The sequence below is a fragment of the Streptomyces sp. Ru73 genome (assembly GCF_002920575.1).
Taxonomy (GTDB): domain Bacteria; phylum Actinomycetota; class Actinomycetes; order Streptomycetales; family Streptomycetaceae; genus Streptomyces.
On sequence record NZ_PQSQ01000007.1, the window covers coordinates 75,418 to 99,909 of the forward strand.

Annotated in this window: 21 protein-coding genes and 2 pseudogenes; 11 read left to right on the forward strand and 12 right to left on the reverse strand. The window is 72.1% G+C overall.

All coding sequences use genetic code 11. The features are described 5' to 3' along the window. The first annotated feature begins 79 nt into the window (after nt 1–79). Nucleotides 80–1,543: a cytosine permease gene (locus C3486_RS05210; protein ID WP_103831371.1), complete on the forward strand. Its 1,464-nt coding sequence runs from the start codon at nt 80–82 to the stop codon at nt 1,541–1,543. Nucleotides 1,544–1,611: 68 nt separating this feature from the next. On the opposite strand, the gene C3486_RS37665 is transcribed toward C3486_RS05210, so the two are convergent. From C3486_RS37665 to C3486_RS05225, 3 genes are all read right to left on the reverse strand, one after another. Continuing rightward, complete coding sequence (locus C3486_RS37665) at nt 1,612–1,950, reverse strand: GNAT family N-acetyltransferase (protein ID WP_103831372.1); 339 nt, start codon at nt 1,948–1,950, stop codon at nt 1,612–1,614. Between the two features lie 60 nt (nt 1,951–2,010). After that, nucleotides 2,011–2,991 carry a pirin family protein gene (locus C3486_RS05220; RefSeq protein WP_374936838.1) on the reverse strand — a complete coding sequence of 327 codons (981 nt, stop codon included), beginning with the start codon at nt 2,989–2,991 and terminating at the stop codon, nt 2,011–2,013. Nucleotides 2,992–3,102: 111 nt separating this feature from the next. After that, entirely contained in the window at nt 3,103–3,966 is an 864-nt protein-coding gene (locus tag C3486_RS05225; RefSeq protein ID WP_103831374.1) for a PhzF family phenazine biosynthesis isomerase, read from the reverse strand. A 92-nt stretch (nt 3,967–4,058) separates the two neighbouring features. Between C3486_RS05225 and C3486_RS05230 the strand changes: the two genes are divergently transcribed. Then, nucleotides 4,059–4,949 carry a LysR family transcriptional regulator gene (locus tag C3486_RS05230; RefSeq protein WP_103831375.1) on the forward strand — a complete coding sequence of 297 codons (891 nt, stop codon included), beginning with the start codon at nt 4,059–4,061 and terminating at the stop codon, nt 4,947–4,949. Nucleotides 4,950–4,978: 29 nt separating this feature from the next. Here the strand turns inward: C3486_RS05230 and C3486_RS05235 are convergent, their stop codons facing one another. Continuing rightward, entirely contained in the window at nt 4,979–5,905 is a 927-nt protein-coding gene (locus C3486_RS05235) for a M48 family metalloprotease (protein ID WP_103831376.1), read from the reverse strand. Further along, nucleotides 5,902–6,273: a BlaI/MecI/CopY family transcriptional regulator gene (locus C3486_RS05240; RefSeq protein ID WP_103831377.1), complete on the reverse strand. Its 372-nt coding sequence runs from the start codon at nt 6,271–6,273 to the stop codon at nt 5,902–5,904. The genes C3486_RS05235 and C3486_RS05240 overlap by 4 nt, the downstream gene beginning before the upstream one ends. A 118-nt stretch (nt 6,274–6,391) precedes the next feature. Between C3486_RS05240 and C3486_RS05245 the strand changes: the two are divergent. The 5 genes and pseudogenes from C3486_RS05245 to C3486_RS05265 form a co-directional block, all read left to right on the forward strand. After that, nucleotides 6,392–6,856 (forward strand): annotated as a pseudogene (locus C3486_RS05245) (DedA family protein); the annotation flags it as partial. Between the two features lie 44 nt (nt 6,857–6,900). Next, nucleotides 6,901–7,506 carry a phosphatase PAP2 family protein gene (locus C3486_RS05250; protein WP_103831379.1) on the forward strand — a complete coding sequence of 202 codons (606 nt, stop codon included), beginning with the start codon at nt 6,901–6,903 and terminating at the stop codon, nt 7,504–7,506. Nucleotides 7,507–7,755: 249 nt separating this feature from the next. Then, nucleotides 7,756–8,226: a phosphatase PAP2 family protein gene (locus C3486_RS05255; protein WP_258052608.1), complete on the forward strand. Its 471-nt coding sequence runs from the start codon at nt 7,756–7,758 to the stop codon at nt 8,224–8,226. A gap of 26 nt (nt 8,227–8,252) precedes the next feature. Continuing rightward, nucleotides 8,253–8,915 carry a response regulator transcription factor gene (locus C3486_RS05260; protein ID WP_103831380.1) on the forward strand — a complete coding sequence of 221 codons (663 nt, stop codon included), beginning with the start codon at nt 8,253–8,255 and terminating at the stop codon, nt 8,913–8,915. Continuing rightward, on the forward strand, nt 8,912–10,303 hold the full coding sequence (locus C3486_RS05265) for a HAMP domain-containing sensor histidine kinase (RefSeq protein ID WP_103831381.1): 1,392 nt from the start codon (nt 8,912–8,914) through the stop codon (nt 10,301–10,303). Before C3486_RS05260 ends, C3486_RS05265 begins: the two co-directional genes overlap by 4 nt. Nucleotides 10,304–10,364: 61 nt before the next feature. Here the strand turns inward: C3486_RS05265 and C3486_RS05270 are convergent, their stop codons facing one another. After that, nucleotides 10,365–11,468, reverse strand: a complete 1,104-nt coding sequence (locus C3486_RS05270; RefSeq protein ID WP_103831431.1) for a sodium-dependent transporter — start codon at nt 11,466–11,468, stop codon at nt 10,365–10,367. Nucleotides 11,469–11,546: 78 nt separating this feature from the next. On the opposite strand from C3486_RS05270, the pseudogene C3486_RS05275 reads away from it, so the two are divergent. The 3 genes and pseudogenes from C3486_RS05275 to C3486_RS05285 all read left to right on the forward strand — a co-directional run. Continuing rightward, a pseudogene (locus tag C3486_RS05275) lies at nt 11,547–12,082 on the forward strand (hypothetical protein); the annotation flags it as partial. A gap of 154 nt (nt 12,083–12,236) precedes the next feature. After that, the gene (locus C3486_RS05280) at nt 12,237–13,160 is read left to right on the forward strand and encodes a hypothetical protein (protein WP_258052609.1); all 924 of its coding nucleotides are present in this window, start codon (nt 12,237–12,239) and stop codon (nt 13,158–13,160) included. Between the two features lie 245 nt (nt 13,161–13,405). Then, the gene (locus tag C3486_RS05285) at nt 13,406–14,938 is read left to right on the forward strand and encodes a glycosyl hydrolase family 18 protein (protein ID WP_103831382.1); all 1,533 of its coding nucleotides are present in this window, start codon (nt 13,406–13,408) and stop codon (nt 14,936–14,938) included. A 127-nt stretch (nt 14,939–15,065) separates the two neighbouring features. Here C3486_RS05285 and C3486_RS05290 read toward each other — a convergent pair whose 3' ends face one another. From C3486_RS05290 to C3486_RS05310, 5 genes are all read right to left on the reverse strand, one after another. Beyond that, on the reverse strand, nt 15,066–17,312 hold the full coding sequence (locus C3486_RS05290; protein ID WP_103831383.1) for a M20/M25/M40 family metallo-hydrolase: 2,247 nt from the start codon (nt 17,310–17,312) through the stop codon (nt 15,066–15,068). Nucleotides 17,313–17,363: 51 nt separating this feature from the next. Further along, entirely contained in the window at nt 17,364–18,173 is an 810-nt protein-coding gene (locus C3486_RS05295; protein ID WP_103831384.1) for an SDR family NAD(P)-dependent oxidoreductase, read from the reverse strand. Beyond that, a complete protein-coding gene (locus tag C3486_RS05300; protein WP_103831385.1) occupies nt 18,173–19,489 on the reverse strand; it encodes an MFS transporter in 1,317 nt (438 codons plus the stop codon). The genes C3486_RS05295 and C3486_RS05300 overlap by 1 nt, the downstream gene beginning before the upstream one ends. Continuing rightward, nucleotides 19,486–20,460: a polysaccharide deacetylase gene (locus C3486_RS05305; protein WP_103831386.1), complete on the reverse strand. Its 975-nt coding sequence runs from the start codon at nt 20,458–20,460 to the stop codon at nt 19,486–19,488. Before C3486_RS05305 ends, C3486_RS05300 begins: the two co-directional genes overlap by 4 nt. A 167-nt stretch (nt 20,461–20,627) precedes the next feature. Next, nucleotides 20,628–21,608, reverse strand: a complete 981-nt coding sequence (locus C3486_RS05310; RefSeq protein WP_103831387.1) for an Lrp/AsnC family transcriptional regulator — start codon at nt 21,606–21,608, stop codon at nt 20,628–20,630. Nucleotides 21,609–22,007: 399 nt separating this feature from the next. Between C3486_RS05310 and C3486_RS05315 the strand changes: the two genes are divergently transcribed. Then, nucleotides 22,008–23,033, forward strand: a complete 1,026-nt coding sequence (locus C3486_RS05315; protein ID WP_146074962.1) for a hypothetical protein — start codon at nt 22,008–22,010, stop codon at nt 23,031–23,033. An 83-nt stretch (nt 23,034–23,116) separates the two neighbouring features. Here C3486_RS05315 and C3486_RS05320 read toward each other — a convergent pair whose 3' ends face one another. Beyond that, entirely contained in the window at nt 23,117–24,484 is a 1,368-nt protein-coding gene (locus C3486_RS05320; protein WP_103831389.1) for an MFS transporter, read from the reverse strand. Nucleotides 24,485–24,492 lie beyond the last annotated feature (8 nt).

The window sequence follows — 24,492 nt, forward strand, 5'->3', positions numbered from 1 at the left end:
GGCGGCTTCTTCGCTACCTCGCACACGGCCGCGGTGCCGTGGTGACCCCTTCCCACCCTCGCCCAGTCAGGAGTACGGCATGACCCATGACTCCCCGCCGCCCGAATCGGCCGCCCCGGTCTACGGCAGTTCGGTCACCAAGGTCGAGCCCTTCGGCGTCGACCACATCCCCGCCAATGAGCGGCACGGGAAACCCAGCTCACAGTTCTTCGTCTGGTTCGCCGCCGGGCTGAACTTCCCCATCATCCTGCTCGGCTTCAACGCGGCCTCGTTCGGACTGAGCTTCCCCGCCGCCGTCGTCGCCATCGTCGTGGGGTCCGGAATCGGCTGCCTCCTCATGGCCGTCATGTCCCGGATGGGCGTCCGGCTCGGCGTACCACAGCAGATCCAGGCCAGGGGACCGCTGGGCTTCTTCGGGAACTTCCTGCCCGTCGCCTACATCAACGTCTTCGCCGGAGTCGGCTGGGCGGCCGTGACCGTCATCCTCGGCGGCAAGGCCTTCGCGGAGCTGACCCACCTGCCGTTCTGGCTGTGCGCTGCGGTGCTGACACTGATCGAGATGGTGGTGGCCGTCTACGGCTACAACATGATCAACTTCCTGCAGAAGGCGCTGACCTACGTCCTGACCCCGCTCTTCGCGCTGATCACCGTGGTCGCCGTGATCCGCGGCGGCCGGCTCTTCGAGGCCAACCCCCACGCGCAGGGCTTCATCGGCAGCACCGGCGGTCTGATCACCTTCGGCGGCTGGTTCCTCTCCTTCCTCGTCGCCTGGGCGCCCTTCGCCTCGGACTACTCCCGCTACCTGCCCGACACCCCGCGCGTCGTCTCCCGCACCGCCTGGTACACCGGCCTCGGCAACTTCGTCACCCTGTGCTGGCTGGGCATCCTCGGCGTGGTCGTCGGCGGCAGCGCCAACAGCTCCGACACCATCACGGCCCTCCACGAGCTGGCAGGCCCGTTCGCCGTCCCCGCACTGCTCGCGGTCGGCCTCTCCGCACTGGCGCAGAACTTCCTCAACGTCTACGGCGGCGCCATCTCCATCCAGACCCTGAAGGTGCCCGTCACCCGCTCCCAGGCGGTCATCGGCATCTGCGCGCTGGCGTACGTCATCAGCCTGTGGGGCGCGTCCGGTACGGAGGACAAGTTCAAGGTCTTCCTGAACCTGACGGCGTACTTCATCGCGCCGTTCGCCGCGGTGCTCCTGCTCGACTACTACCTGGGCGGCCGTTCCGACACCAGCCGCATCCCCGAGCTGTACGACCGGTCCCGGGTGCTGGACTGGGGCTTCGTGGCCTGGGTCGGCGGCGTCGCCGCTTCGGTGCCCTTCTGGCAGTCCAACCTCTTCACCGGCCCGTTCGCCAAGGCGTTCCCGGGCGCCGGCGACCTGAGCATGTTCGTCGCGGCCGCGGCGGGCTCGCTCATCTACCTGCTCACGTACCGGCTCGAGCCGCTCTGGCGGAGGACGGGCACGGCCGACGGCGCGCAGCCGACGGCACCGGCCGCCTCCGACGAGGCCAGGGCAGTGGCCGGCCAGCAGCACTGACAGGGCCGGAACGCCGGGACTCCCCACCGGAGCGAGCCGTCCACGGCCCGCTCCGGTGAGCGCGTCCCTCAGGCGAGTTCCGCCTTGAGCCACTCCAGGACGTCACGCGTCACCGGGTCGGTGATGTCGTTGAACTCGTCGTGCTTGCCGAGGTACTTGGCCACGTACGGGCACACCGGCACGATGCGCTTGCCGGCGGCGTGTACGTCGGTGAGGGCCTGGCGCACGAGCAGGGACGCGAGGCCCCGGCCGGCGAAGGCGTCGTCGATGACGGTGTGGTGGAAGATTCGCTGGTCGCCGCGGTCGCGGTACTCGGCGTAGCCCACGGCCGTGCCGCCGAGCAGGATGTCGTACCGGTGCGCGGCGTCGTTCCGCTCGACGGTGGGAGTGTCGTCAGGCTGGGTCACGGGATGCTGCCTTTCGGTGGGCACTGGAGCACTGGGACGGTACGTCAGCGGGGCAGTGGATCAGCGGCGTGGCGGGTTGGCGCGCGGGGCGAGGGTCGCGTTGGGCAGGGCGGGAGCGGGGAGGCGTTCCCCCTCGTAGCCGTCGACGGTGCCGAAGCGGTCGGAGGCGGCCTGCCACTCCTCCCGCGCCCGGACGATGTCCTCGTGGCTGCCGCCGATGAAGTTCCACCACATGACGATCTCCTCCTCGAACGGCACTCCGCCGAGCAGCACCGTCCGGGCGGTGTCGTCCGAGGCGTTCTCCAGTGTCAGGGTGGTGTGGCCGGTGGTGACGTACCCCAGTTCCGCAGGGCGGAGCGGGCGGCCGGCCAGACGCACCTCACCCTGGTCGACGAGGAGGCCGTGCTCGAAGGCGGGGCCGACGGCGAGGGTGGTCGTGCTGTGCGGTGCGAGGGTGATCTCGGCGCCGAGCAGCGGTGTGAACGTCCGTACCGGGGAAGCGGCACCGGCGAGCGAGCCGAGGAACACCCTGATCTCGGCCCCGCCGACCGGTACGGGAGCAGGCACGTAGTGCTGGAAGTCCCGTGCGGCGTCCCGGTGTTCGCCGGGCAGTGCCACCCACAGCTGCACGCCGTGCAGGACGGTGGTGCGTGCGGTGGAGACCTCCGAATGGCTGATCCCGTGTCCGCCCGTCATGAGGTTCAGCTCGCCCGGCCGTACGAACGCGTGGCTGCCCAGGCTGTCGCGGTGCTCGATCTCCCCGCTGAACAGCCAGCTCACCGTCTGCAGCCCGGTGTGCGGATGCGGCGCGACGACCATGCCGCCCGTCTCGGCGACGTCGTCGGGGCCGTAGTGGTCGGCGAAGCACCAGGCGCCGATGAGTGTCCGGGCGCGCTGCGGCAGCGTACGGCGTACCGTCATCGCCCGGGGGCCGCCCAGGGGGACGGCACGCGGGGAGAGGACTTCCACCTCGGGCCCCGGGCTGTCACCGCTCGGCGCCCCGCGGCGCAATCCGGCGCGCTCCGCCTCGACGTTGCTCACCACGTCTCGCCTCCCGACACCATAATGTTGCATGTTCAACAAGATTCGTACCGATCATAGCCCCGACTGCCGCGGAACGCGCCTGCCCCGCTCAGCCGCGTCCCGTCGCGGTCATTCGGTGATCGGCACGGCGTGGCCCGTGACGCGCACGCGGGCGTCGTCCGGGGCGACCTCGACGAGGAGATCGCTGGGCCGGCCCATGTCCTCGCCCTGGCGGACGGTGAGCGCACCGGCCGTGGGCACCAGGCCGAGTGTGCGCAGGTAGCCGCCGAACGCGGCGGCCGCAGCGCCGGTCGCGGGGTCCTCGACGACACCGCCGACGGGGAACGGGTCCCGGGCGTGGAAGCGGCTGTCGCTCTCGCGCCGGACCAGGTGCACCGTCGTCCAGCCGTGGTCCCGCATGATGCCGGCCAGGGCCTCGAAGTCGTAGTCGAGCTCCGCCAGCCGGGCGCGGGAACGGGCCGCGAGGATCAGGTGCTCGTTGCCGCCGAAGGCCACGTGCGGCGGCAGTGCCGGGTCGAGGTCGGCGTAGTCCCATCGCAACGCCGCGAGGGTGGCGTCCAGCTCGGCGGTCCGTGCCGGACGGGAGTGGGTGGGGACGCTGGTGAGCGTCGCCCGCACGGCGCCCTGCTCATCGGCCGCTGTGTGGACGTCGATCTCGCCGGCCGGGGTGTCGAAGGTCAAGTCACCGGGGCCGATGCAGCCGGCGAGGGCCACCGCCGTGGCGACGGTGGCATGGCCGCAGAAGGCGACCTCGGCGAGCGGGCTGAAGTAGCGGAGCGTGAACCGGCGCCGCTGGTCGTCGCGGGAGGTGAGGAACGCGGTCTCGGAGTACCCGACGTCGGCGGCGATGGCCGGCATCTCCTCGTCGGTGAGTGCCGCCGCATCGAGGACGACGCCGGCCGGGTTCCCGCCGCCGGGGTGAGAGGTGAACGCCGCGTAGCGCAGGACGGTAACGGTCGTGGAGGACGTCATGCCGTCATGCTCCCGCCCCGCACCGCATCATGGCCAACGATGGTTTTGGATGAGAGTCATCGAATACCGTAATGGCTTGCTAGTGTCCGGGCATGGACACCCGGCTGCTGCAGACCTTCACCGCACTCGCCAGGACCGGCAGCTTCACCGGTGCGGCCGCTGAGCTGCAGCTCGCGCAGTCCACGGTCACGGTGCAGATCAAGGCCCTCGAAAAGGCGCTGGGTGCCCGGCTCTTCGACCGGCTCACCAAGGGCGCACGGCTCACCGAGGCGGGCCGGCGGATGCTGACCCTGGCCGAGGAGGTCCTGGAGGCCGAGTCACGGTTGTTCGCGGCCGCCGCCGAGGACGGCCCCGTGACGGGGACGGTGGTGGTGGGGGCGGGGGAGACCCTGTGCTCGGCCCACCTGCCCGCCGTGATCACCGCGCTGCGCACCCGCCACCCGGAGGTGGAGGTGCATCTGCAGCCGTGCAGCACCGCCTCCGCACTGGAGGGGCTGCGGGCGGGACGGCTGGACTGCGCTCTGCTGCTGGAGGAACGGGTCGACCATCCGGACGTGGCAGCTCAGCGCATCGCCGCTCAGTCGCTGGTCCTGTTGTGCGCCCCCGGACATCCCCTCGCCGGCCGTGAAAAGCCCGTCTCCTGGCGGGAGTTGGCGCGTGAGAGCTTCTTCCTCCACGAAGAGGGGTGCTCGTACAGCGACTGGCTCGCCCAACGCCTGCTGGCCGTCGCCGGGGCCAGGCCCCGCCTGACCCGTTTCGGCGGCATCGAAGCCACCCGCTCGTGCGTGGCGGCCGGACTGGGCCTCACCGTTCTGCCGCGCGCCAATGTCGCCGAGGCGCTGCGCGACGGCCGCCTCACCGTAGTACCGGGCCCCGCCCTCCCGGATGTCTCCATCCACCTGGCACGCCATCGCCGCCGCCACCCCTCCCGCGCGGCGCGGGCCGTCGCGAGCCAGGTCGTACGGCACTTCCGTAGCGACTGAAGCCGCCGTTCACCAGGCGTTTCCGCGGTTCAGCGAGTTTCGCCCTGGGCCACTTCCACGTCGTGGTGGAAGTCGAGCACACCGGTGGCCGCGGTGGTGGCCGAGATGGCCGTGCAGGCCAGGAGCAGGAGGCAGACCCACGAGGCGATGCGGGGTGCGCGCGGAGCGGACAGCAGGGCAGCGACGCGCTGGGGGACCGGGCCGGCCGTGGCGGCGGGGGTGAAGGACGGCCGCTCGGTACGGCCCTGCCGGGTGGCGAGCGCGGCCCGGCCGATCGCCTGCGCGGTCAGGCGCCGGTCGCCGACGGTGCGGGCCGCCGCTTCATCGGCCGCGCGCTCCGCCGCCAGCCGGATCGCGTCGCGGGTGGCACGCAGTGCGGGGTGGCAGTGGGCTGCGAGGTCGGCGGCGGCCAGGAAGTAGTGGTGACCGCCGCGGTTGTGGGCGCGTTCGTGGGCGAAGAGCGCCTGGCGTTCGGCGGCGGAGAGGCTGCGGAGCATGCCGGTGGTGACGACGATGCGGTGCGGCCGGCCGGGCAGCGCGTACGCGTCGGGGTGGGGCGACTGCACGACGCACAGGTCACCGGCGGCGGGGCGGACGCCGGCCTCGGCCCGCGCGGTGCGGAAGGCCCGGGTCTGGCGCAGTCCCCAGCGGGCGAGGGACCAGGTGCAGAGGGTCAGCGCGCCGGCGGACAGCGCGGCCGCCGGGACGACGACCAGGTCGGAGGCGGTGTGCAGGGGGTGGATCAGTTTGCCGAGTGCCGCGAAGAACGGCAGCTTCAGCAGGCCGGTCAGGACGAAGGCGCCGAGCGCGGCCAGGGAGCAGCCGGACAGGGTGAGCGCCGCGCAGGTCAGCGCCCACAGCGCCGCGGTCGGCGCGAGGCGGTCCAGGACGCGCCGGGTCAGCGGCCGGAGGGCGAAGGGGAGCAGCAGGGGCAGGAGGAGCAGGGCGGTGGTCATTGGCCGTTCTCCTCCAGGAGCCGGCGCAGCAGCTGCTCGTCGTCGGTGCTGAGCTGTGCGACGAAGCGGGCGAGGACGGTCTCCCGGTCGGTGTCGCGGGCCAGCTCGGAGTGCATGCGCCGGGCGGTCAGGCCGGGGCCGTCCTGGACGGGGGAGTAGGCGTAGCCGCGGCCCTGCCGCTGACGGCGGACGATGCCCTTGTCGTGCAGGCGGGACAGGATCGTCGTCACCGTCGTGCGGGCCAGTCCGGACGCCAGCTCGGCCTGCACCTGCGCGGGGGTGAGCGGGGTGCCGGTCGCCCACAGGGCGGCCATGACGGCGGCCTCCAGCTCACCGGCCGGCCGGCGTTCGTCCTTCGCTCCGGTCATGGAAACGTCCTTCGCTCTGCTATCGTCTACAGCTCAGTAGACCGTCTACATCATTGTAGTCGGTCGTCGGATGTCAGCCCTCACATCCGATCGTCCAGGAAGCAAGGAAACCTCGGCGATGACCCCACCCGTACATCTGGCATCGCAGCTCGCCGTCAACCTGCTCGACGTACGGTCCCTGCTGACCGCCTTCGGCGTGCTCGGCGTCGGTGTGGTGCTGTTCGCCGAGACCGGCCTGCTCATCGGCTTCTTCCTGCCGGGCGACTCCCTGCTGTTCACCGCGGGACTGCTGTGCAGCGGGGCCGCCGGCAGCGGAACGCAGCCGGCGCTCGTCCCCCTGCTCGTCACCGCAGCGGCCGGCACCCTCGCCGGCTCGCAGTGCGGCTACCTGCTGGACCGCAAGGCGGGCGGCGCCCTGCCGGCCCGCAGCCGGTCGCCCCGGCTGCGCGAAGGAGCACGCCGGGCGGAAGAACTGCTGGCACGCTACGGGCACGCCAAGGCCATCGTGCTCGCGCGGTTCGTGCCGGTCGTGCGTACCGTGCCCAACCCCATGGCGGGCGCCCTGGGCGTACCGGCGCGGACGCAGGCGGCGCAGGCCACGCAGGCACCGGCCGAGGAGGCGCGCGGATGAGCCCCGGCTTCAACGGCGCCGTCATCGACGGCCCGGCCTACACGGACGTGGTGGGACTCGCACAGCACTCGCCCGCCTGGCTCGACACGGCGGTCACGGTCTGGTCGACGTACGGCCTGCTGCTCTTCCTCGTCCTGATGGCCGTGGGCTGGTGGCGCGCACGGTACCGGAGCGCGGCGGCCGCGCTGACGGCCCTGGCCGCACCCGCGGTCGTGGCCATGGCGTACGCGGTGAACTCAGGGCTGAAGCTGATCGTGCGGGAGGACCGGCCCTGCCAGTCCCTGCACGTCATCACGCTGGAGGCGTGCCCGGCTCCCGGGGACTGGTCCTTCCCCAGCAACCACGCCGCCATCGCCGCGGCGGCCGCCGTCATCCTGCTGTACGTCTCCCGCCGGCTCGGCGCCGTCGCCGTGATCGCCGCCTGCGCGATGACGGCCTCCCGCGTCTGGGTCGGCGCACACTATCCGCACGACGCCCTCGCAGGGGCCCTGGTCGGTGCCTTCCTCGCCCTGCTCGCCGGCCTCGCGCTGCGCCGCGGGCCGACAGCCCTGATCCAGCGCATCACCGCCACCCGGCTGCGGCCATTCCTGCTGGCGTCGTGAACCCCGCGGACGCCGCCGCCCGCGCGGGCCGGACGGGGCTCGCGGCACTGGCGGCGTTCGGTGCGACGGCCCTCGTCATGGCCGGCGGGGGCGGTGCGCCGCTCCCCGGCGACCGGGCCCTGCTGGACTGGTCGGCGGCACACCGCCCGCCCACCGCACTGACGGCGGCCCGGGCACTCACCGACACCGCGACGGGCGCCCGCCCGTACGTCCTCGCCCCTGCTCGCGGCGCTCGTCATCGGCCGCACCGTGCGGCAGCGGCTGCTCGCGGCCGTCTGCTGCCCGGCCCACCTCGGCGCCGGGCAGGCCGCGCGGTACGGCCTGATGACACTTCTCGCCCGGCCCCGCCCGCCCCACCGGGCCTGCGCGACGCACGCCTCGGGCTGGGCCTTCCCCTCCGGACACACCACGACGGCGGCCCTCACCGCCGAACTGCTCCTCCTCGCCGCCATCCTGCGCGTCCACCGCGGCAGAACCCCGCTCGCCGTCCTCGTCTGCTGCTGGGCCGGGCTGGTCGGCCTGACCCGTGTCCACCTCGGTGTGCACTGGCCGAGCGATGTCATCGGCGGCTGGCTCTTCGCCCTCGGATGGATCTTCGCCCTCGGCCGGCTCGGGCCGTGGACCTGCGGCACCGCCCTCCACCTGCGCCGTTCAACACCCACCGGACCCACCAGATCTTCTGCACCCACCGCACCACAGCCCCCGCCCGAAGGCACCTGAGCGAGATGCAAGGCACGTGAGCGACGATGCGCCACACGATCCTGGTCGTCGAGGACGATCACGCGCTGCGTGACGTCCTCGTGCGCGGCCTGCGCGACGAAGACTTCGACACCCTGACCGCACCGGACGGTGCCACCGCCCTGCGGCTGGCCACCGGCGGCGTGGCCGCTGCCGTACTCGACGTCGGGCTGCCCGACGCGGACGGCCGGGACGTGTGCCAGGCGATGCGGGCGGGCGGGTTCCTCGCGCCCGTCGTCTTCCTGACCGCACACGACCGGCTCACCGACCGGCTGGCCGGGTTCTCCGCCGGCGGCGACGACTACCTGCCGAAACCGTTCCACCTCGTCGAACTCGCCGCACGCCTCCGGGCAGCCATCAAACGCGCGGGGCCCCGCCCCACCGCCGAGGCCGGCGACCTCGTCCTCGACCCGGCCCGGCACGGCTTCCTCGTCCACGGCACCCGGGTCGACCTCACCCCCACCGAATTCCGCCTGCTGGCCGCGCTCATCGCGGCCTCCGGCGACCTCGTGCGCCGCCGGGACCTCACCCGCGCGGCATGGCCCGAAGGCGCCCGGGTCAGCGACAACACCCTCGACCAGTACCTGACCAGACTGCGCCGCAAACTGCGCGACGCGGGCGCAGGGCTGACACTGAGCACCGCCCGCGGGGTCGGGCACCGGCTGTCATGAAGTTCCCCGCGCGGCGGCCCCGCCTGCTCCCGCCGGCGCCGCGCACCCTGCGCGGCCGGCTCTCCCTGGCGGCGCTCACCACGGCAGCACTGGTGATGCTGCTCCTCACCGTGGCGTTCAACACCGTGGTACGCCAGCACCTGCAACGCCAGGCGGACGACGAGCTGCGCGCCCGCGCCACCGCCGTCGCCGCGACCGTCGACACCCGCGGCCCCGCCCCGCGCGTCCTCGAAGTCCCCGACGACACCCTGCTCGACACCAACGCCTGGATCTATGCCGACGACCGTCTCCTCGAACAACCGCCCTCCTCGGCGACCAGCCCGCTGACACGCACCGCCGCCACCCTCGCCCGGCAGGGCGGCCGGCGCTGCGTGACCGCGGGCGGGGACGACCCCGTACGGCTCTGCGTCCGGGCCGGACGCGCGCACGGGAGCGTGGTCACCGTCGTCACCGCGCTCTCCCTGTCGCCCTACGAGAGTTCGGCCGGCACCCTGCTCCTGGCCTCGCTCGTGCTCGACGCCGTGATGCTCCTCGGTACGTACCTCATCACGCAGCAGGCGGTCGGGCGCGCGCTGCGGCCGGTGAGCACCATGTCGGACCAGGCCACCCAGTGGAGCGCGGTGGCTTCGCAGGAGCGCTTCGGCGCCCTGGACCGGCCCCTCGAACTCGCCCGGCTGGGCGCCTCGCTGGACGCCCTCCTGGACCGCACCCGCGCGGTGCTGCGCCACGAACGGCGACTGACCGGGGAGCTCTCGCACGAACTGCGCACGCCCCTCAGCCGGATCATCGCCGAACTGGACTGGTGGCAGATGCGCCCGCGCTCCGCGACCGAGACCCGGGCCGTCCACGACACCATCGCCGACGCCGCCCGGTCCATGCACACCATCTGCGACACACTGCTGCGGGACGCGCGGGACAACGCCACCACCGCACCCGGCACCGCGGACGTCCTGCCCACCCTGCGCCGTCTCACCGAAGCACTGCCGGCCCCGGCCCATGTGACGACCACCCTGACCGACCCCGGCCGGCCCGTACTGGCCGAAGTCATGCCCGCGCTGCTCGAACGCATCGTCTGCCCCGTACTCGCCAACGCCCACCGGTACGCACGCTCCACCGTCACCGTGCTGACCAGCCAGGAGCCCGGTGGCGTGTGCATCGCGGTCACCGACGACGGCCCCGGAGTACCACCCTCCTTCGCCGGCCGGCTCTTCCAGCCCGGCCGGCGCGCCGACCCCGGCGACGGGCACAGCGGAGCGGGCCTCGGCCTGCCGCTCGCCCGGCGCCTGGCGCGCTCCGCCGGCGGCGACGTGACCCACGACCCGGACCACGGCCCGGGAGCCCGCTTCCTGATCACCCTGCCGATGAGTTCCCACGCACCGGCACGTTGACGCGTACGGCGGATGGCGTGGCCCTCGCGCGGCGCCGGCTCCCGACGTCCGGCTCCCGGTGTCAGGAAGTGCAGACCGGGGCCGGTGCCGTACGCGGTGTGCGGCGGCGGGCGCTGCGTACGACGCGACTCGCCGCGGTCTTCTGCAGCAGCCCGTAGGCCAGTACGGGCAGCAGCAGATGCGGCTTGTCGGGCAGTGCGGTGCTGATCAGGACCGCACTCGCACTGCTGTTGCTCATGCCGCACGCGAGGGTGAGGGACGACGCCGCCGGGGCGTCCAGCCGCAGGCAACGCGCCGCCACCCGGCCGAGGACGAAGGACGACAGGCACACCAGCACCGCCACGCCGAGCGCCGCGCAGAACAGCAGCGGACGCGGCCGGGCGAAGAAGGACCCCAGCGCACCACTGGCGTTGACGTACGTCAGGACGAGCGAGCCCAGCAGGGCAGCGGGGACGACGACGCCCAGTACACGGGGCAGCCACGACGCGGGCACCGCGAGCCGGCAGACGAGACCCGCCGCACACGGCAACACCACGCCGACGAGGGCGAATCCACTGCCTGCCGCGTGACCGGCCGCGGCGAGGGAGTGCGCGTAGCGGAGGCTGAGCAGCGGCGCGAGGAGCTGGAGCGTCAGCGGAATGGTCAGCGGGCTGGAGAGGGTGGAGGCGAGCACGAGCCCCACCATCGTCGGCTGGTCACCGGTGCCCTTGCCGGTCCATACGGTGGCCCCGGCGGCGACGGGCATGGCCACGATGAGCATCATCGCGGTGACCAGGCCGCTGCCGCCGTCCGCGTCGGGCGCCTGCTGCAGTACGGCCGCGAGGCACGGAATGACCAGCAGGGGAATGGCCAGGTGCAGCACGAGCCCGGCCACCAAGGCGCTCGGCCGGCGCAGCAGACGGCCGAGCGCGGTCACGGGAACCTGCAGCCCGGCCGAGAACAGCACCAGCGAAAGCAGGGCGGGGGCAGTGTGCAGCGAGGGGTGGAGCGCGCCGCCCATGGGCAGGCCGTGCGACCGCCGCAGCCAGAGCCCCGGCCCCGGCAGCAGGAGCGCGGCCGCGTAGGACAGGACGACGGCGCGGCCGAGCCGGCGCCGCAGCCAGCCGGTCGCACGCGCGGCAGGACGTACAACGGCGGCACGGCGGTACGGAAAGGGGGTGGGCACGGACACATGGTCCACCTGCCGCAGGCGCGGCACGGGGCACAACGCCGGGGAACCGCGCCGCAGTCAGGATGCGTTCATGTTGGCACGCTGATCAGCGACAACCTCACGGACAACATGGGCCTGCCACTGGAGCTGAGCACGACCGTTTTCGCGCTCCTCCTCGCGGTGGTGTTCGTGGTCTGGCACCGGCGGAAGCGGACCCTCTCCACCCACAGCATCGACACCACCACCGCGAGTCCTGCTACTGGCCGGCCGTGCTCTTCACCTTCGCACTGGGCACCGCGGCGGGCGACCTCGTGGCCGAGCGCATGGGCCTCGGATACTGGCTCTCCGCCGTCCTGTTCGCCCTGGCCATCGCCGCGGTCGCCGTCGCCCGCCGCACCCTCGGGCTGAACGCGGTGTAGGGCTTCTGGATCGCCTTCGTCCTCACCCGCCCGCTGGGCGCCTCCATCGGCGACCACCTCTCCCAGCCGGCCGGCGGCGGTGGCCTCGGCCTGGGCACCGTCGTGACCAGCGCGCTGTTCCTCACGGTCATCCTCGGCCTGGTCGTCTACCTGGCGGTGACACGCAGGGACGTGTCCGAAGCGCCGGCGGCACGCGGCCATGCCGCCTGACCATGCGCCCCGCAGCCGTTCAGGATGTTTTCAGGCTGCTGCTGCCAGGGTCCGGTACCACGGGGCCGCGTGCGCGCGTCCCCGGTCAGCGGGCGCTCACGGCTCCTACCGGCCGACGGGGCGCCCTGTCCCATGAACGACCGGAGTATTGACGTTGGAGAGCACGGAAGTCCTCGGTGACCGTGGCATCGCGGGCACGACCACGACAGTGATGAAGAAACTCCCCGAGGCCACACTGGCCTTCTGGATCATGAAGATCGCCGCCACGACCCTGGGCGAGACGGCCGGCGACCTCTTCGCTCAGACCCTCAAGCTCGGCTACTTCCTCACCACGATCGCACTGTTCCTGATCTTCGTGGTGACCCTGGTCGTGCAGCTGCGCTCGCGCCGCTACAACCCGTTCTGCTATTGGACGGTGATCCTGTCGACCAGCATGGCCGGCACCACCATGTCCGACTTCATGAACCGGGACGCCAGCGCCAAGTACCTGACGGGCGGCGCCACTTCGCTCGGCTGGGGCCCCCAGGGCATCGGTCTGGGCTACCCGGCCGGTGCGGCCATCCTGATCTCGATCCTGCTGGTCGTCTTCGCGGTGTGGAAGGCCGGCGGCATGACGTTCCAGATCCGCGACATCGTCACCTTCCGGGGTGAGGCGCTGTTCTGGTCCGCGATCCTGGTCTCCAACACACTCGGCACCTCGATGGGGGACTTCCTCTCCGACAGCTCGGGCCTCGGCTACGCGGGCGGCGCGCTGCTCGTCATCGGCGTGCTCGCCGTCCTCGTCGCCCTGATGGGCGTGCCGGCGGTGCCCAACGTGCTGCTGTTCTGGATCGCCTTCGTCCTCACCCGCCCACTGGGCGCCACCGCAGGGGACTTCTTCACGAAGCCGGTGGCCAAGGGCGGCCTGGACCTGGGCACCGCCGGTTCGTCCGCCCTGCTGCTGGCCGTCCTGTTCGGCCTGATGGCGTACGCGTACGCCCAGGAGCACCGGGCCCGCTCCCCGCTGTCGGCCGCTGATCCGGAGCCACCCGCTGAGCCGGTATCACGCGCGGAGTCCGAGGCTGCGGACGCGCCATGAGAGGTGGCCGCGGACGAGCCCCTTCGTAGGTGGTGCAGTCGGCCGTCACCGTCCTCTTCGTAGGTGGTCCAGTCGGCCGTCACCGTCCCTGTGCAGGCAGGGGACCCGCAGTCCCAAGATATTGGTCTAGTCCCTTTTTGGTCCAGACCATTGACCCGGCGTGTCGGCGGACGCTATCCCATACGCATCAACTCCGCACCGCCGCAACGGACATGGCGGACACCCCTCCTCACACCGGGACTGACATGAGATCCCTGCGTTCCTCGCGCTTACGCGCGGCCCTCACCGCTGCCGCCACCACGGCGGCAGCGGTGGGCCTCGCCCTGACGGGCACCGGCACGGCGCAGGCGGCGACCCCGCTGCCCGCCCACGTCTTCGCCCCCTACTTCGAGGCCTGGACCGGCGAGAGCCCCGCCGCACTGGCCGCCCAGTCGGGCACCAAGCACCTGACGATGGCGTTCCTGCAGACGGCGTCGAAGGGCTCCTGCACGCCGTACTGGAACGGCGACACCGACATGCCGGTCGCCGCTTCCACCTTCGGCGGAGACATCAAGACCCTCCAGTCCAACGGCGGTGACGTCATCCCGTCGTTCGGCGGCTACACCGCCGACACCACCGGCACCGAGATCGCCGACAGCTGCACCGACGTGCAGCAGATCGCCGCCGCGTACGAGAAGGTCATCACCACCTACGACGTCTCGCGGCTGGACATGGACATCGAGGTCGACTCGCTGGACAACACCGCCGGCATCGACCGGCGCAACAAGGCGATCAAGCTGGTCCAGGACTGGGCGGCCGCCAACGGGCGCAAGGTGGAGATCTCCTACACCCTGCCCACGACCACCCACGGCCCCTCGGAGAGCGGCGTCGCCCTGCTGCGGAACGCGGTGAAGAACGGCGCCCGCGTGGACGTCGTGAACCTCATGACGTTCGACTACTACGACAACCAGCCCCACGACATGGCGAAGGACACCCAGACCGCGGCCCAGGGCCTGGTCGACACCCTCGCCCAGCTCTACCCGGGCAAGACCACGGCGCAACTGTGGGGCATGGCCGGGGTCACCGAGATGCCCGGCGTCGACGACTTCGGGCCCGCCGAGACCTTCACCCTGGCCAACGCCCGCACGGTGTACGACTGGGCGGTCGCCAAGGGCATCAACACCCTCTCCATGTGGGCGCTCCAGCGCGACAACGGCTCGTGCCCGGGCGGCGCCGCCGCGGACAACTGCTCGGGCATCCAGCAGAACACCTGGGACTTCACCCGCATCTTCGCGCCCTTCACCAGTGGCGGCAGCACCCAGCCGGCCAATGACTTCTCCGTCGCGCTCAGCCCGGCCGCCGGGACCGTGACGGCGGGCAGTACGGCCACCGCGACGGTGAAGACGGCCGTGACGGCCGGGGAGGCCCAGCCGGTGAAGCTCGCCGTCAGCGGCGCGCCGGCGGGCGTCACCGCCTCCCTCAGCCCGGCCTCCGTGACGGCCGGCGGCTCCGCCACGCTCACCCTGGCCACGACCTCGGCCGCCGCCTCGGGCACGTACCACCTCACCGTCACCGGTACGAGCGCCTCCGGCAGCCACTCGGCGACGTACGCACTGACCGTCACGGGCGGCAGCGGCAGCCAGTGCACGGCGGCCCCGTGGGCCAAGGACACGGTGTACACCGGCGGCCAGCAGGTCTCCCACAAGGGACACACCTGGAAGGCCAAGTGGTGGACGACGGGCGAGGAGCCCGGCACGACGGGGGAGTGGGGCGTGTGGCAGGACCTCGGTTCCTGCTGACGCGAGCGCCGGGCGCCTGCTGACACAGGACCCGCCACCCGCTTCCCCGGTCCTGACGGCGCTCCGGCCGCGAGTGGTCCGGGCCCTGCCCATGTGGGGAGGGCCCGGACCACTCGTCCGTAGGGGGTCAGGAGGTGAAGGAGGCCATGAGGGACGCGGCGAGGGCGGCGCGCATGGTCATGCCGGAGACGGTGGCGTGCTCCGAGCGGGCGTGCGCACCACCGCCGACGGCGCCCAGCCCGTCGAGCACCGGGGTACCGGCGGCCTGCACGAAGTTGCCGTCGCTGGCGCCGCCGACGGCGGCCTCGCGCAGGTCGAGGCCGAGCGGGACGGCGCAGGCGCGGGCCAGGGAGTAGAGGCCGGCGACCTCACGCGTCCGTTCCATGACGGGGCGGTTCCAGTCACCGGTCACCCGTACCGCGGTGCCCGGGTGCGCCGGTTCCCGTGCCGTGAGCGCGGCGGTGATGCGCTGTTGTTCGGCCGCCGTGGCCACCCGTACGTCCAGGTCGGCGACCGCCTGTCCGGCGGTGACGTTGCTGCGCGTCCCGCCGTGCACCACACCGACGTTGACACTCGTCCCGGCAGTGTGGTCGGCGAGCGCGGCCAGACCGAGGATCTGGTGGGCGGCCTCGTGCACGGCGCTGGCTCCGGCGGTGGGGTCCAGCCCCGCGTGTGCCTCCTGGCCCTGGACCGTGAGACGGAAGAGGCCGACGCCCTTGCGCGCGGTCTTCAGGGCGCCGTCCGCGCTCGCCTCGAAGACCAACGCGGCACGGGAGGCGCGGGCTTCGGCGCTGATGGTGTCGCGGGAGGCGAGGCTCCCGGTCTCTTCGTCGCCGTTGAGCAGCAGCGTGCAGGCGGGCCGCGGCAGTCCCAGCGCTTCCAGCGCGCGCAGTGCCCATACGGCCTGGACCAGTCCGGCCTTCATGTCGAAGACCCCGGGTCCGGTGACCAGGTCGCCGTCGCGGTGGAAGGGCCACTGCGCGAGCGTCCCGGCGGGCCACACGGTGTCGTAGTGGCACAGGAGCAGCAGCGGCCGCGGGTCGCCGCCGAGTGCCGGGCCGGTGGCGGCGTACCGGCGGATCAGGACGTCCCCCGCGCCCTCGCGGGGCAGCAGTTCCTCGGCGTCGGGAGTGCCGAGGGCCGCGTCGAGCCACTGCCGCAGCCACCGCACACAGGTCCGCAGTGCCGCGGGGTCGTCGCTGGGGCTCTCCAGGCGGGTGTAAGCAGCGAGGTCGGCGACCATGTCCTCCTGATGCTTCGTCAGCCAGGTGTGCGCCGCGCGGGTCTGTTCCGGGGTGAGGGCCGGTTGCGCGGGCAGCGCCGCCGCGGGCTGCTGCGTACGGCCCTCGGCGAGCGCGTCCAGGGCGTCCAGCCGGGCTTCGCTCATCCGCTCCGGAGCCCCCTCCAGCTCCTTGAGGCCGCCGATCACCGCGTGCAGTACGGGCGTGGCCAGCCCGGCCCGGTCCGCCTGCGCGAAGACGGTCTCGTAGTGGGTGGTGACCTCCACGGGACGGTGGCGTACGGCCAGGTCCCGCCAGATGCCGCTGCGGTTCTTGGGCTGGGTGCGCAGCCACGCGGTGAGCCGCGCGGTGGCCTCGGCCCGTACGGCGGGGTCGGCGGAGCGCCGGAAGGCGGGGGCGTCGAAGGCGTCGAACGGCTCCAGCCGTACGCCGAGCGCGTCGGCCACGTCGAAGACCTCGGCGGCCACGGCATGCATGGCGGCGGGGTGCCGGTCGATGAGGTCGGCCATCGCGTCGTCGGCGAGCGCGGTCGCCGCCAGCATGGCCCCGAACCCGGCCTTGGCCCACAGGTACCCCTCGACGTTGTCGCAGGCCACGGCGCCCGTACCGGGGTGCAGAGCGGCGATCAGCGCGCGGACCCGGTCGTCGTCGGCGGGTGCGCCGGCCGGTGTGCCGATGACGAGGGCGCCGGGGCCGCCGTCCCGGATCACACCGGGCTCGGCGACGTCGGCGAAGATGTTCACGAAGGCCGGTACGGTGCGTGCGGCACCGATGTGCTCGGCGATCAGCGGCTCGTTGAAGCCGTTCTGTACGGAGACGACGAAGCCGTCGTCCGCGAGGCGGGGCGTGATCCAGCGGATGGCTGCCCCGGTGGCCTGGGCCTTCACCGCCAACAGCACCTCGTGCAGAGGGCCTTCGAACTCCTCGGGCGTACACGCCGGTATCCGGACGGTGTCGGTGCTGCCGTCGCGGCGCAGCACCCGCAGCCCGTGCGCGCGGAGGGCGGCGACGTGGGCCCGGTCGCTGTCGACGAGGGTGACGGGGTGTCCGGCGCGCGCCAGCGCGTACGCGAGGGTGCCGCCGATGGCGCCACCGCCGACCACGGTGCGGACCCGCAGGGGCTCCACGGTCATGAGACGTCCTTAAAGGTTGTGAGGGGGGCAGGGGCGTGAGGGCGGGACCGGCTAGGAGGATGCGGGGCCCAGGCGGGGCAGGTGGGCGGCCCCGGCGTGGGATCCGCCGTCCACGCGCAGCACCTCGCCGGTGATCCACTCCGCCTCCGGCCCGGCGATCCAGCGCACCGCCCGGGCGATGTCGGCCGGCGTGCCGGGCCGGCCCAACGGGTTGCGGGAGACGATCGCCGCGTACTCGGGCGCCACGGGGTTGACGTCACTGTCGACCGGCACGAAACCGGGGCTGACGGCGTTCACACGGATGCCGTGCGGGCCGAGTTCGAGAGCGGCGGCCCGCGTCGCCATCTCCAGCGCCGCCTTGGTCGCCGCGTACGGGCCGCCGCCGGGACGGGAACGCAACGCGGCGCCGGAGGAGATGTTCACGACGGAGGCGGCACGGCCCGCCTCGATGGCACGGCGGCCGAGCTCGGCGGTGGCCAGCACCGGAGCGCGGGTGTTGAGCGCGAACAAGCGGTCCCAGCCGGCGGCGGTCACGTCCAGCATGTCGATCGAGGGGTAGGCACCCGCGGCATTGACCAGCACGTCCAGCGGACCGTCCGTCTCCCAGGCGGCCGCCACCGCCGTGGCCGGCGCATCGGGCCCGGCCAGATCCACGACCTGGGTCGCCACCCGTACGCCATACCGTTCCCGCAGCCCGTCCGCCGTACGGGCCAGCGGCTCGGCGTCCCGGTCCACCAGCGTCAGCGTGCCCTCGCCGGGACTCGCCCCGTCCCGGGCGTTCCAGGTACGGGCGTACTCCTCGGCGACGGCCCGGCCGATACCGCGCGCCGCACCGGTGATCAGCACATGAGCCGCTGTCATCAGTCGAACTCCTTGTCCTTCGTCTCCGGCATCGTCAGATAGACGACGAGGGAGACCAGCGAGGCGACGGCGACGTACAGCCACAGCCAGTCGCGGTGCCCGGCCTCGTTGAGCCAGGTGGTGACGTAGGGCGCGGTACCGCCGAACAGGGCGACCGCCAGCGCGTACGGCAGGGCGATGCCGGTCGCGCGGACCTCCGGCGGGAACTGCTCGGCCATGATGACCGCACAGTTGGCGGAGTAACCGAGGATCAGCAGCATCCCCGCCAGCTGGACCAGGAAGAGGCTGAGGAAGCTGCCGCTCATCAGGTGCAGCAGCGGCCAGGCCAGTACGGCGAACCCGGCGGCGAAGACCGACAGGGTCGGCTTGCGCCCGAAGCGGTCGGAGAGCAGCCCGGCGAAGGGCAGCAGCACCACGAAGACGACCAGGCACAGGGTCTGCGACAGCAGGGCCTTGTTGAGCGGAATGCCGGTGGCCAGATTGGCGTAGGTGGGAAGGTAGTTGACCCAGATGTAGTACGTGAGCGTGCCGGCGACGGTGATGCCCGCGACCCGCAGCGCGGCGGCCGGGTGCTCGACGAACATGGCCTTGAGCGGGTTCACCCGGGCCCGGCCCGCCGCCCGCGCCCGGGTGAAGGACTCGGTGTCCTCCACCGACACCCGCAGCCACAGGCCCAGCAGCCCGAGCAGCCCGCCGGCGACGAACGCGGCCCGCCAGCCCCACGAGTGCAGTGCCGCGTCGCTGAGGAAGGAGGTGACGAGCGTGCCCAGCAGCGAGGCGATCAGCACGCCGCCGGCGACCGACACCTGCTGCCAGGACCCGGCGAAGGCCCGCCGCCCGCGCGCGGCGGACTCGACCAGGAAGGCCGAGGACGAGCCGAACTCACCGCCCGCCGAGAAGCCCTGCACCAGCCGCGCCAGCAGCAGGACGACGGGCGCGACGATGCCCACGGTCCCGTAACCGGGGGTGAGGGCGATGACGAAGGAAGCCCCGGCCATCAGTGCGATGGTGAGGGTGAGGCCCTTCTTGCGGCCGTGCCGGTCGGCGTACGCGCCGAGGAAGGCGGCACCCACCGGACGCATCACGAAACCGACGGCGAAGACCGCGAGGGTGGCGAGCAGTGCGACGGCGCCCTCGGACTTCGCGAAGAACACCTCGGAGATGATCTTCGCGAAGATGGAGTACAGCGCCCAGTCGACCCACTCGACGGTGTTGCCGATGGTGCCGGCGACGATGGCCTTGCGCTGGGCGCGGGTCAGCTTCCGGCGCGGTGCGGTGGAGGCGGCGGACCTCGCCGCTGTCGGAGTGGGTCTCATCGGGAGCCCTCCGGGGACGCGGAGCCGGTGCGGGGGAGGAGCTGCGCGCGGGCCGCTTCGGCGAGCTGCGCGTGGGTCGCGTACCAGACGCCGGGGTGGCCGCCGATGTGATCCAGCAGTTCGCGCAGGATCACCAGGCGCGAACGGTGCCCGATGACGTGCGGATGCAGGGTCAGCTGGAAGACCCCGCCCTCCCGGTACGCCGCGTCGAACTCGTCCCGCCAGATCTCCAGCACGTCGCGGGGCCGGGTGTAGGGGCGCACCCCGGCGTAACGGTCCATGGTGAAGTAGGGCGCGTCGTCCCTGATCCAGTCCACCGGGATCTCGACCAGACCCGTGGCACGGCCCTCGGCCACCACCTCGTACGGCTCGTCGTCGGCCATCAGGGAGGAGTCGTAGGCGAAGCCCAGGCCGAGGATCGTCCGCAGTGTGGAGTCGGAGAAGTCCCAGGACGGCGTGCGGATGCCGGTCGGCCGGGTGCCGGTCAGCTCGGTGAGGGTGTCCAGCGCGCGGGAGATCAGGGTGCGCTCGTCCTCGGCCGACAGCAGTGTGTTGCGTTCGTGGATCCACCCGTGCACGGCGACTTCGTGGCCCTCCTCGGCGTACTGGCGCACCTCCTCGGGGTGCAGCAGTGCGGAGACGGCGGGCATGAAGAACGTCGCGGGCACACCACGGCGTTCCAGCAGCTCCAGAACGCGTACGGCACCGACCCGCGCGCCGTACTCACCCTGCGCGAGCCGCCCGGGACTGGTCTCCCCGTCGCGCAGCGGAATGGTCTCGTGGTCGGAGTCGAAGGACAGCGCCACGGCCACCCGCGCACCGCCGGGCCAGCCGGCCGGCGTGAGCGGGCGCCCGGCGCGGACCGCCTCGACGTGCCCGCGCCACACCGCTTCCGGCCACTGCCAGGAGGGAACCGACGGGTCGGGCTCGGACGGGTGGGAGACGGGGGCGCTGGAAGCGGAATGCGACATGGTGCCTCTCCGGTAGGGGGAGCTGGGCAGGACGAGAGCGGATGAAAGGGGGAGGGGGAAGAGGGGGAGGAGGAAGAGGGGGAGGAGGGGGAAGACGGACGGACAGGAGTCGAAGGGAGGCATGGAGGCCCGGACCGGCGTACGGAGCTGTCCAGCGCGCGGCAGCCTCATACGAACTGGTCCATGCGGGTCCACGCGCCCTTGAGCGTCACGAGGTGCAGGGTGATGTCGGAGGCGTCGAGGCCGGGGAGCGCCCCGATCACCTCATCGGTGTACCGGAACAGATCGGTGCGGCGCGGTAGCACCATGTGCCCGACCAGGTTGAAGCGGCCCGTCGCGGCGGCCAGGAACTTGGTGCCCGGATGCGCGGCGAGCTGCCGTCCCGCCGCCTCCAGCCGCCCCGGCTCGATGGACAGCCAGAGCATGAACTCGGCCTCGTACCCCAGCAGCGCGGGCTCCACCAGGGTGCGGAAGCGCAGGCTGCCCCGCTCGACCAGCCGGTCCAGCGCCCGCGCCACGCTGGACTCGTTCCGGCCGAGGACCCGGGCAAGGGTGCTGACGGGCAGCCGCCCGTCCTTGGCCAGCTCGCCGACGACGGCGTTCTCCAGCGCGGAGAGCGGCCGCGGCGGCTGGTCCCAGCCGGCCCGTTCGTACGGCAGGGAGCGCGCGGGGCGCAGATCGGCGACGGCCTCGGGCGGCAGCAGGCCGGCGTCCCACAGCGCCGCCGAGGTGAAGGTACGGATCACGGCGACGTGTTCCGTGCTGGTGATGAGGTCCGCGCCCGGCAGATCGGCGTGCAGCAGCCGCAGCAGCTCCTCGTTGTCCCGCGCCACGAAGTCCACGATCAGGTCGGCGGCCCCCGTGACCAGCGCCAGAAACCGTACCTCCGGGCGCTCGGCCAGCAGCTCCGCGAGCTCCAGGCCCTTGCCGGGGCGGGCCTGGGCCCGCACCAGCATCGAGGACGCAGAGCCCGTCCGGTCCAGCTCCACGGCGCCGACCACATGCACCAGCCGCCGCTCGCGCAGCGAGTTGAACCTGCGCTGCGCCGTCGACTCGCTCGTGCCAGCCCAGTGGGCGATCCTGCTCCACGGCGCACGCCCGTTGAGCTGGAGTGCGGCGATGATGCGGCGGTCCAGCTCATCGATCATGTCGGCGCTCGCTCGCGGAGTCATGGGCCGAGACGGTAGGCAGCGGGCTGACCCCCGTCAATGCCGGAACCCCGCATCAGATGGCCACCAGAGCGGATAATCCACCGCACGGCGATGTCAGGCTGAGGGATACTCCCAAGTCGGAGCGGGGACGTCCGAGAGGTGACGCGATGCGGGATCCCGTCACCGGGAATTCACGGAAGGCCCGTCCCCGTGGGCGCGCATCTCCTCTCCGTGGGTGCTCGCGTCCTCCTCGGGGATGCGTCCCCCCCTCGCGTGTGGGCCCGGCTCCGTGGCTACGGGCCGAACGGGCAGACGGATATGCCCTTCCGCTCCTTGGCACTTCCCGGTGGCCCTGTTAGGAAGGCCGGGACGGAGAACGTCTCGGAAGGTGATCGGGTGCAGGAGCGGGAGCAAGGCATCAGCGCTGCGGCGAAGCGGGAAAGCGCGCCCAAGACGTCCCGCAGGGCCCGGCCGCACGGACACGAACGGGCGGCGGAGCAGGCCACTGGGCTACCGGCCGGCCTGACGCCGGACGCCGTGAGGTCATTGCAGCGATCGGCGGGAAATGCCGCGGTGGCCCGCACCGTACAGCGCCGCAAGCCCACGGCGAACGCCCCCAAAGAGCATTTCGCGACCAAGGCCACCGACCACCCTGAATGGCCGCTGTTCCAAGAAATGATGGACAAGGGCGGATTCCCGGCCGACGTCACGGAAAGCGCCTGGCAACTCCTTCTCGGCGGCCTCGTCGAACAAGACCAGCTGAATACGCAGTCGGCCGACACGTCCATCGACCCCGCCGAACGCCGCGCACGCCGCGCCTCGAACACCTGGTACCGGGAACTGGTCAATCTCGTCGGCGACCACCTTCGCGTCACCACGCCCACGATGGCGCTCTGGTCGGGTGGCTTCGACGTGAGCAAGTACGCCCAGGCGAAGGGCCACACCTCCCTGGAGTTCACCCGGCTCGGAAAGATCGTCGACCAGCTGGAACTGCACGCCAATTGGAAACTGCAGGCCCCGCTGTGGAACGTGCTCTCCCGCGCGTTCGTCGAGCGGGCGACCGGCCCGGTACATGTCTTCCTGCGGGCCTACAACCCGGACAGCGTCCTCATCGCACAAGAAATCCCGCAGCTGCGCATCATCCAGAAACTCAACCCCGCCGTCGAAATCCTCTGGCACCCGCTCTACACCAACCCCGACGGCACGCTCAGGGAAATCGCACCGGACCTGCGACTCACCGACGATGCCGCCTACCGCAGCCGCGACAAGTGCGTGAGCGTGATGTACAACTACCTCCTGCGCCTCCATGACACGAACAACAAAGCAGCCGCCACGGCATACGGCGAAATGAACGAACTCCTGGCGGAAAACGTCAACGCCAAGGCGCCGCAGGGTCAAGGCGAAGGAGGGAAACGAGAGTGACGAGCCAGTCGTTGCCGGCAAGTCGCCCCCGACCGCCACGCCACCAAGCCGATGGCGCGGCGTCCGCAGCCCCTGTATGACGCTCAGTCACCCGCCAGTTTCCCCCTGCCCGGAGCCGCGCTCGGGCCCGTGGGTGTGCCCAGTTCGGCCGTCGGCTGTCGGTGCGTCTCGCGGAGGCCCCACGCGCAGAGCGTCAGGACGAGAGCGGCCGCGGCGGAGTAGAGGCCGACGCCGATCGGGTTGCCGTCGAAGGCGAGGAAGAGGGCGGTCGCGGTGGTGGCCGCCGTGCCGCCGCCCAGGGCGGCGCCGGTCTGGTATGTGGCGGAGAGGGAGGAGTAGCGCGTGGTGCTCGGGAACTGCTCGCCGAGGAAGGCCGGGATGCAGCCCTGCGGCGCGGCCATCAGCACGTTGACCAGAACATAGGCGAGGGTGGCCAGCAGCAGGACGTGCCCGTCGACCATGGGGAAGTACGCGAAGAAGAACGCCGCGTACGCGAGCGTGCCGAGGACCACCACCGGCTTGCGGCCGGTCCGGTCGGAGAGCAGGGCCATGACCGGTACGGCGATGGTGAAGGCCAGGGAACCCGCGACCTGGAGCAGCAGCGACTCGGTGTGGCTGTAGCCGCGCTCCTCGGCGTACGTCACGGTGAAGATCGTGCCGATGTAGGCCAGTGTGTTGTAGCCGAACGCCACGCCGATGGCCAGCAGCATCCGGCGCGGGTGCCGCTTGATGGAGTCGAGGATCGGCACCCGCGGCACGGGCTCCGTACGGCGTTCCTCCTGAGGCATGCGGCTGCGGGCCACGACGCCGACCAGGACCAGCAGGCCGCCCAGCCAGAACGGCAACCGCCATGCCCAGCCGTCCAGTTGGTCCTGCGGCAGCAGCGTGATCAGTGAGAACACGCCCGTGCCGAAGAGGCTGCCGATGCCGATTCCGGCGCTGGTGAAACTGCCCCACAGGCCACGCCGGTCCTCCGGTGCGTTCTCGATGCCGAAGAGGGAGGCGCCGCCCCACTCGCCGCCGGCCGCGAAGCCCTGTACGAGGCGCAGGGCGATGAGCATGGCCGGCGCGGTGATGCCGACGGTCCGGTAGGTAGGCAGGCAGCCGATGAGGAAGGTACTGCCTCCCATGACCAGCAGTGTGAGCACCAGCATGGCCCTGCGGCCGATCCGGTCGCCGAAGTGGCCGATCACGATGCCGCCGAGCGGGCGGGCGATGAATCCGCTGCCGAAGGCCGCGAACGCCACGAGGGTGCCCACCGTGGGATCGAAGCCGGGGAAGAAGAGCTTCGGGAAGACGAGCGCGGCCGCGAGGCCGTAGATGATGAAGTCGTAGAACTCCAGCGCCGTCCCGAAACCGGAGATGAAGAAGGCGCGTGCGCCCGTGGTGAGGGGAGTCGTAGTGCGGGTCTCGGTCGGTCTTTCCTGGCCGGGGCGGGCCGTGTCCGTCATGGCGGGTC

Bases quoted from the DNA above. Each gene is read 5' to 3' on its own strand.
- C3486_RS05210 (WP_103831371.1), top strand. From the start codon at position 80: ATGACCCATGACTCCCCGCCGCCCGAATCGGCCGCCCCGGTCTACGGC.
- C3486_RS05225 (WP_103831374.1), bottom strand. From the start codon at position 3,966: ATGACGTCCTCCACGACCGTTACCGTCCTGCGCTACGCGGCGTTCACC.
- C3486_RS05230 (WP_103831375.1), top strand. From the start codon at position 4,059: ATGGACACCCGGCTGCTGCAGACCTTCACCGCACTCGCCAGGACCGGC.
- C3486_RS05235 (WP_103831376.1), bottom strand. From the start codon at position 5,905: ATGACCACCGCCCTGCTCCTCCTGCCCCTGCTGCTCCCCTTCGCCCTC.
- C3486_RS05240 (WP_103831377.1), bottom strand. From the start codon at position 6,273: ATGACCGGAGCGAAGGACGAACGCCGGCCGGCCGGTGAGCTGGAGGCC.
- C3486_RS05250 (WP_103831379.1), top strand. From the start codon at position 6,901: ATGAGCCCCGGCTTCAACGGCGCCGTCATCGACGGCCCGGCCTACACG.
- C3486_RS05260 (WP_103831380.1), top strand. From the start codon at position 8,253: ATGCGCCACACGATCCTGGTCGTCGAGGACGATCACGCGCTGCGTGAC.
- C3486_RS05265 (WP_103831381.1), top strand. From the start codon at position 8,912: ATGAAGTTCCCCGCGCGGCGGCCCCGCCTGCTCCCGCCGGCGCCGCGC.
- C3486_RS05285 (WP_103831382.1), top strand. From the start codon at position 13,406: ATGAGATCCCTGCGTTCCTCGCGCTTACGCGCGGCCCTCACCGCTGCC.
- C3486_RS05290 (WP_103831383.1), bottom strand. From the start codon at position 17,312: ATGACCGTGGAGCCCCTGCGGGTCCGCACCGTGGTCGGCGGTGGCGCC.
- C3486_RS05295 (WP_103831384.1), bottom strand. From the start codon at position 18,173: ATGACAGCGGCTCATGTGCTGATCACCGGTGCGGCGCGCGGTATCGGC.
- C3486_RS05300 (WP_103831385.1), bottom strand. From the start codon at position 19,489: ATGAGACCCACTCCGACAGCGGCGAGGTCCGCCGCCTCCACCGCACCG.
- C3486_RS05305 (WP_103831386.1), bottom strand. From the start codon at position 20,460: ATGTCGCATTCCGCTTCCAGCGCCCCCGTCTCCCACCCGTCCGAGCCC.
- C3486_RS05310 (WP_103831387.1), bottom strand. From the start codon at position 21,608: ATGATCGATGAGCTGGACCGCCGCATCATCGCCGCACTCCAGCTCAAC.
- C3486_RS05320 (WP_103831389.1), bottom strand. From the start codon at position 24,484: ATGACGGACACGGCCCGCCCCGGCCAGGAAAGACCGACCGAGACCCGC.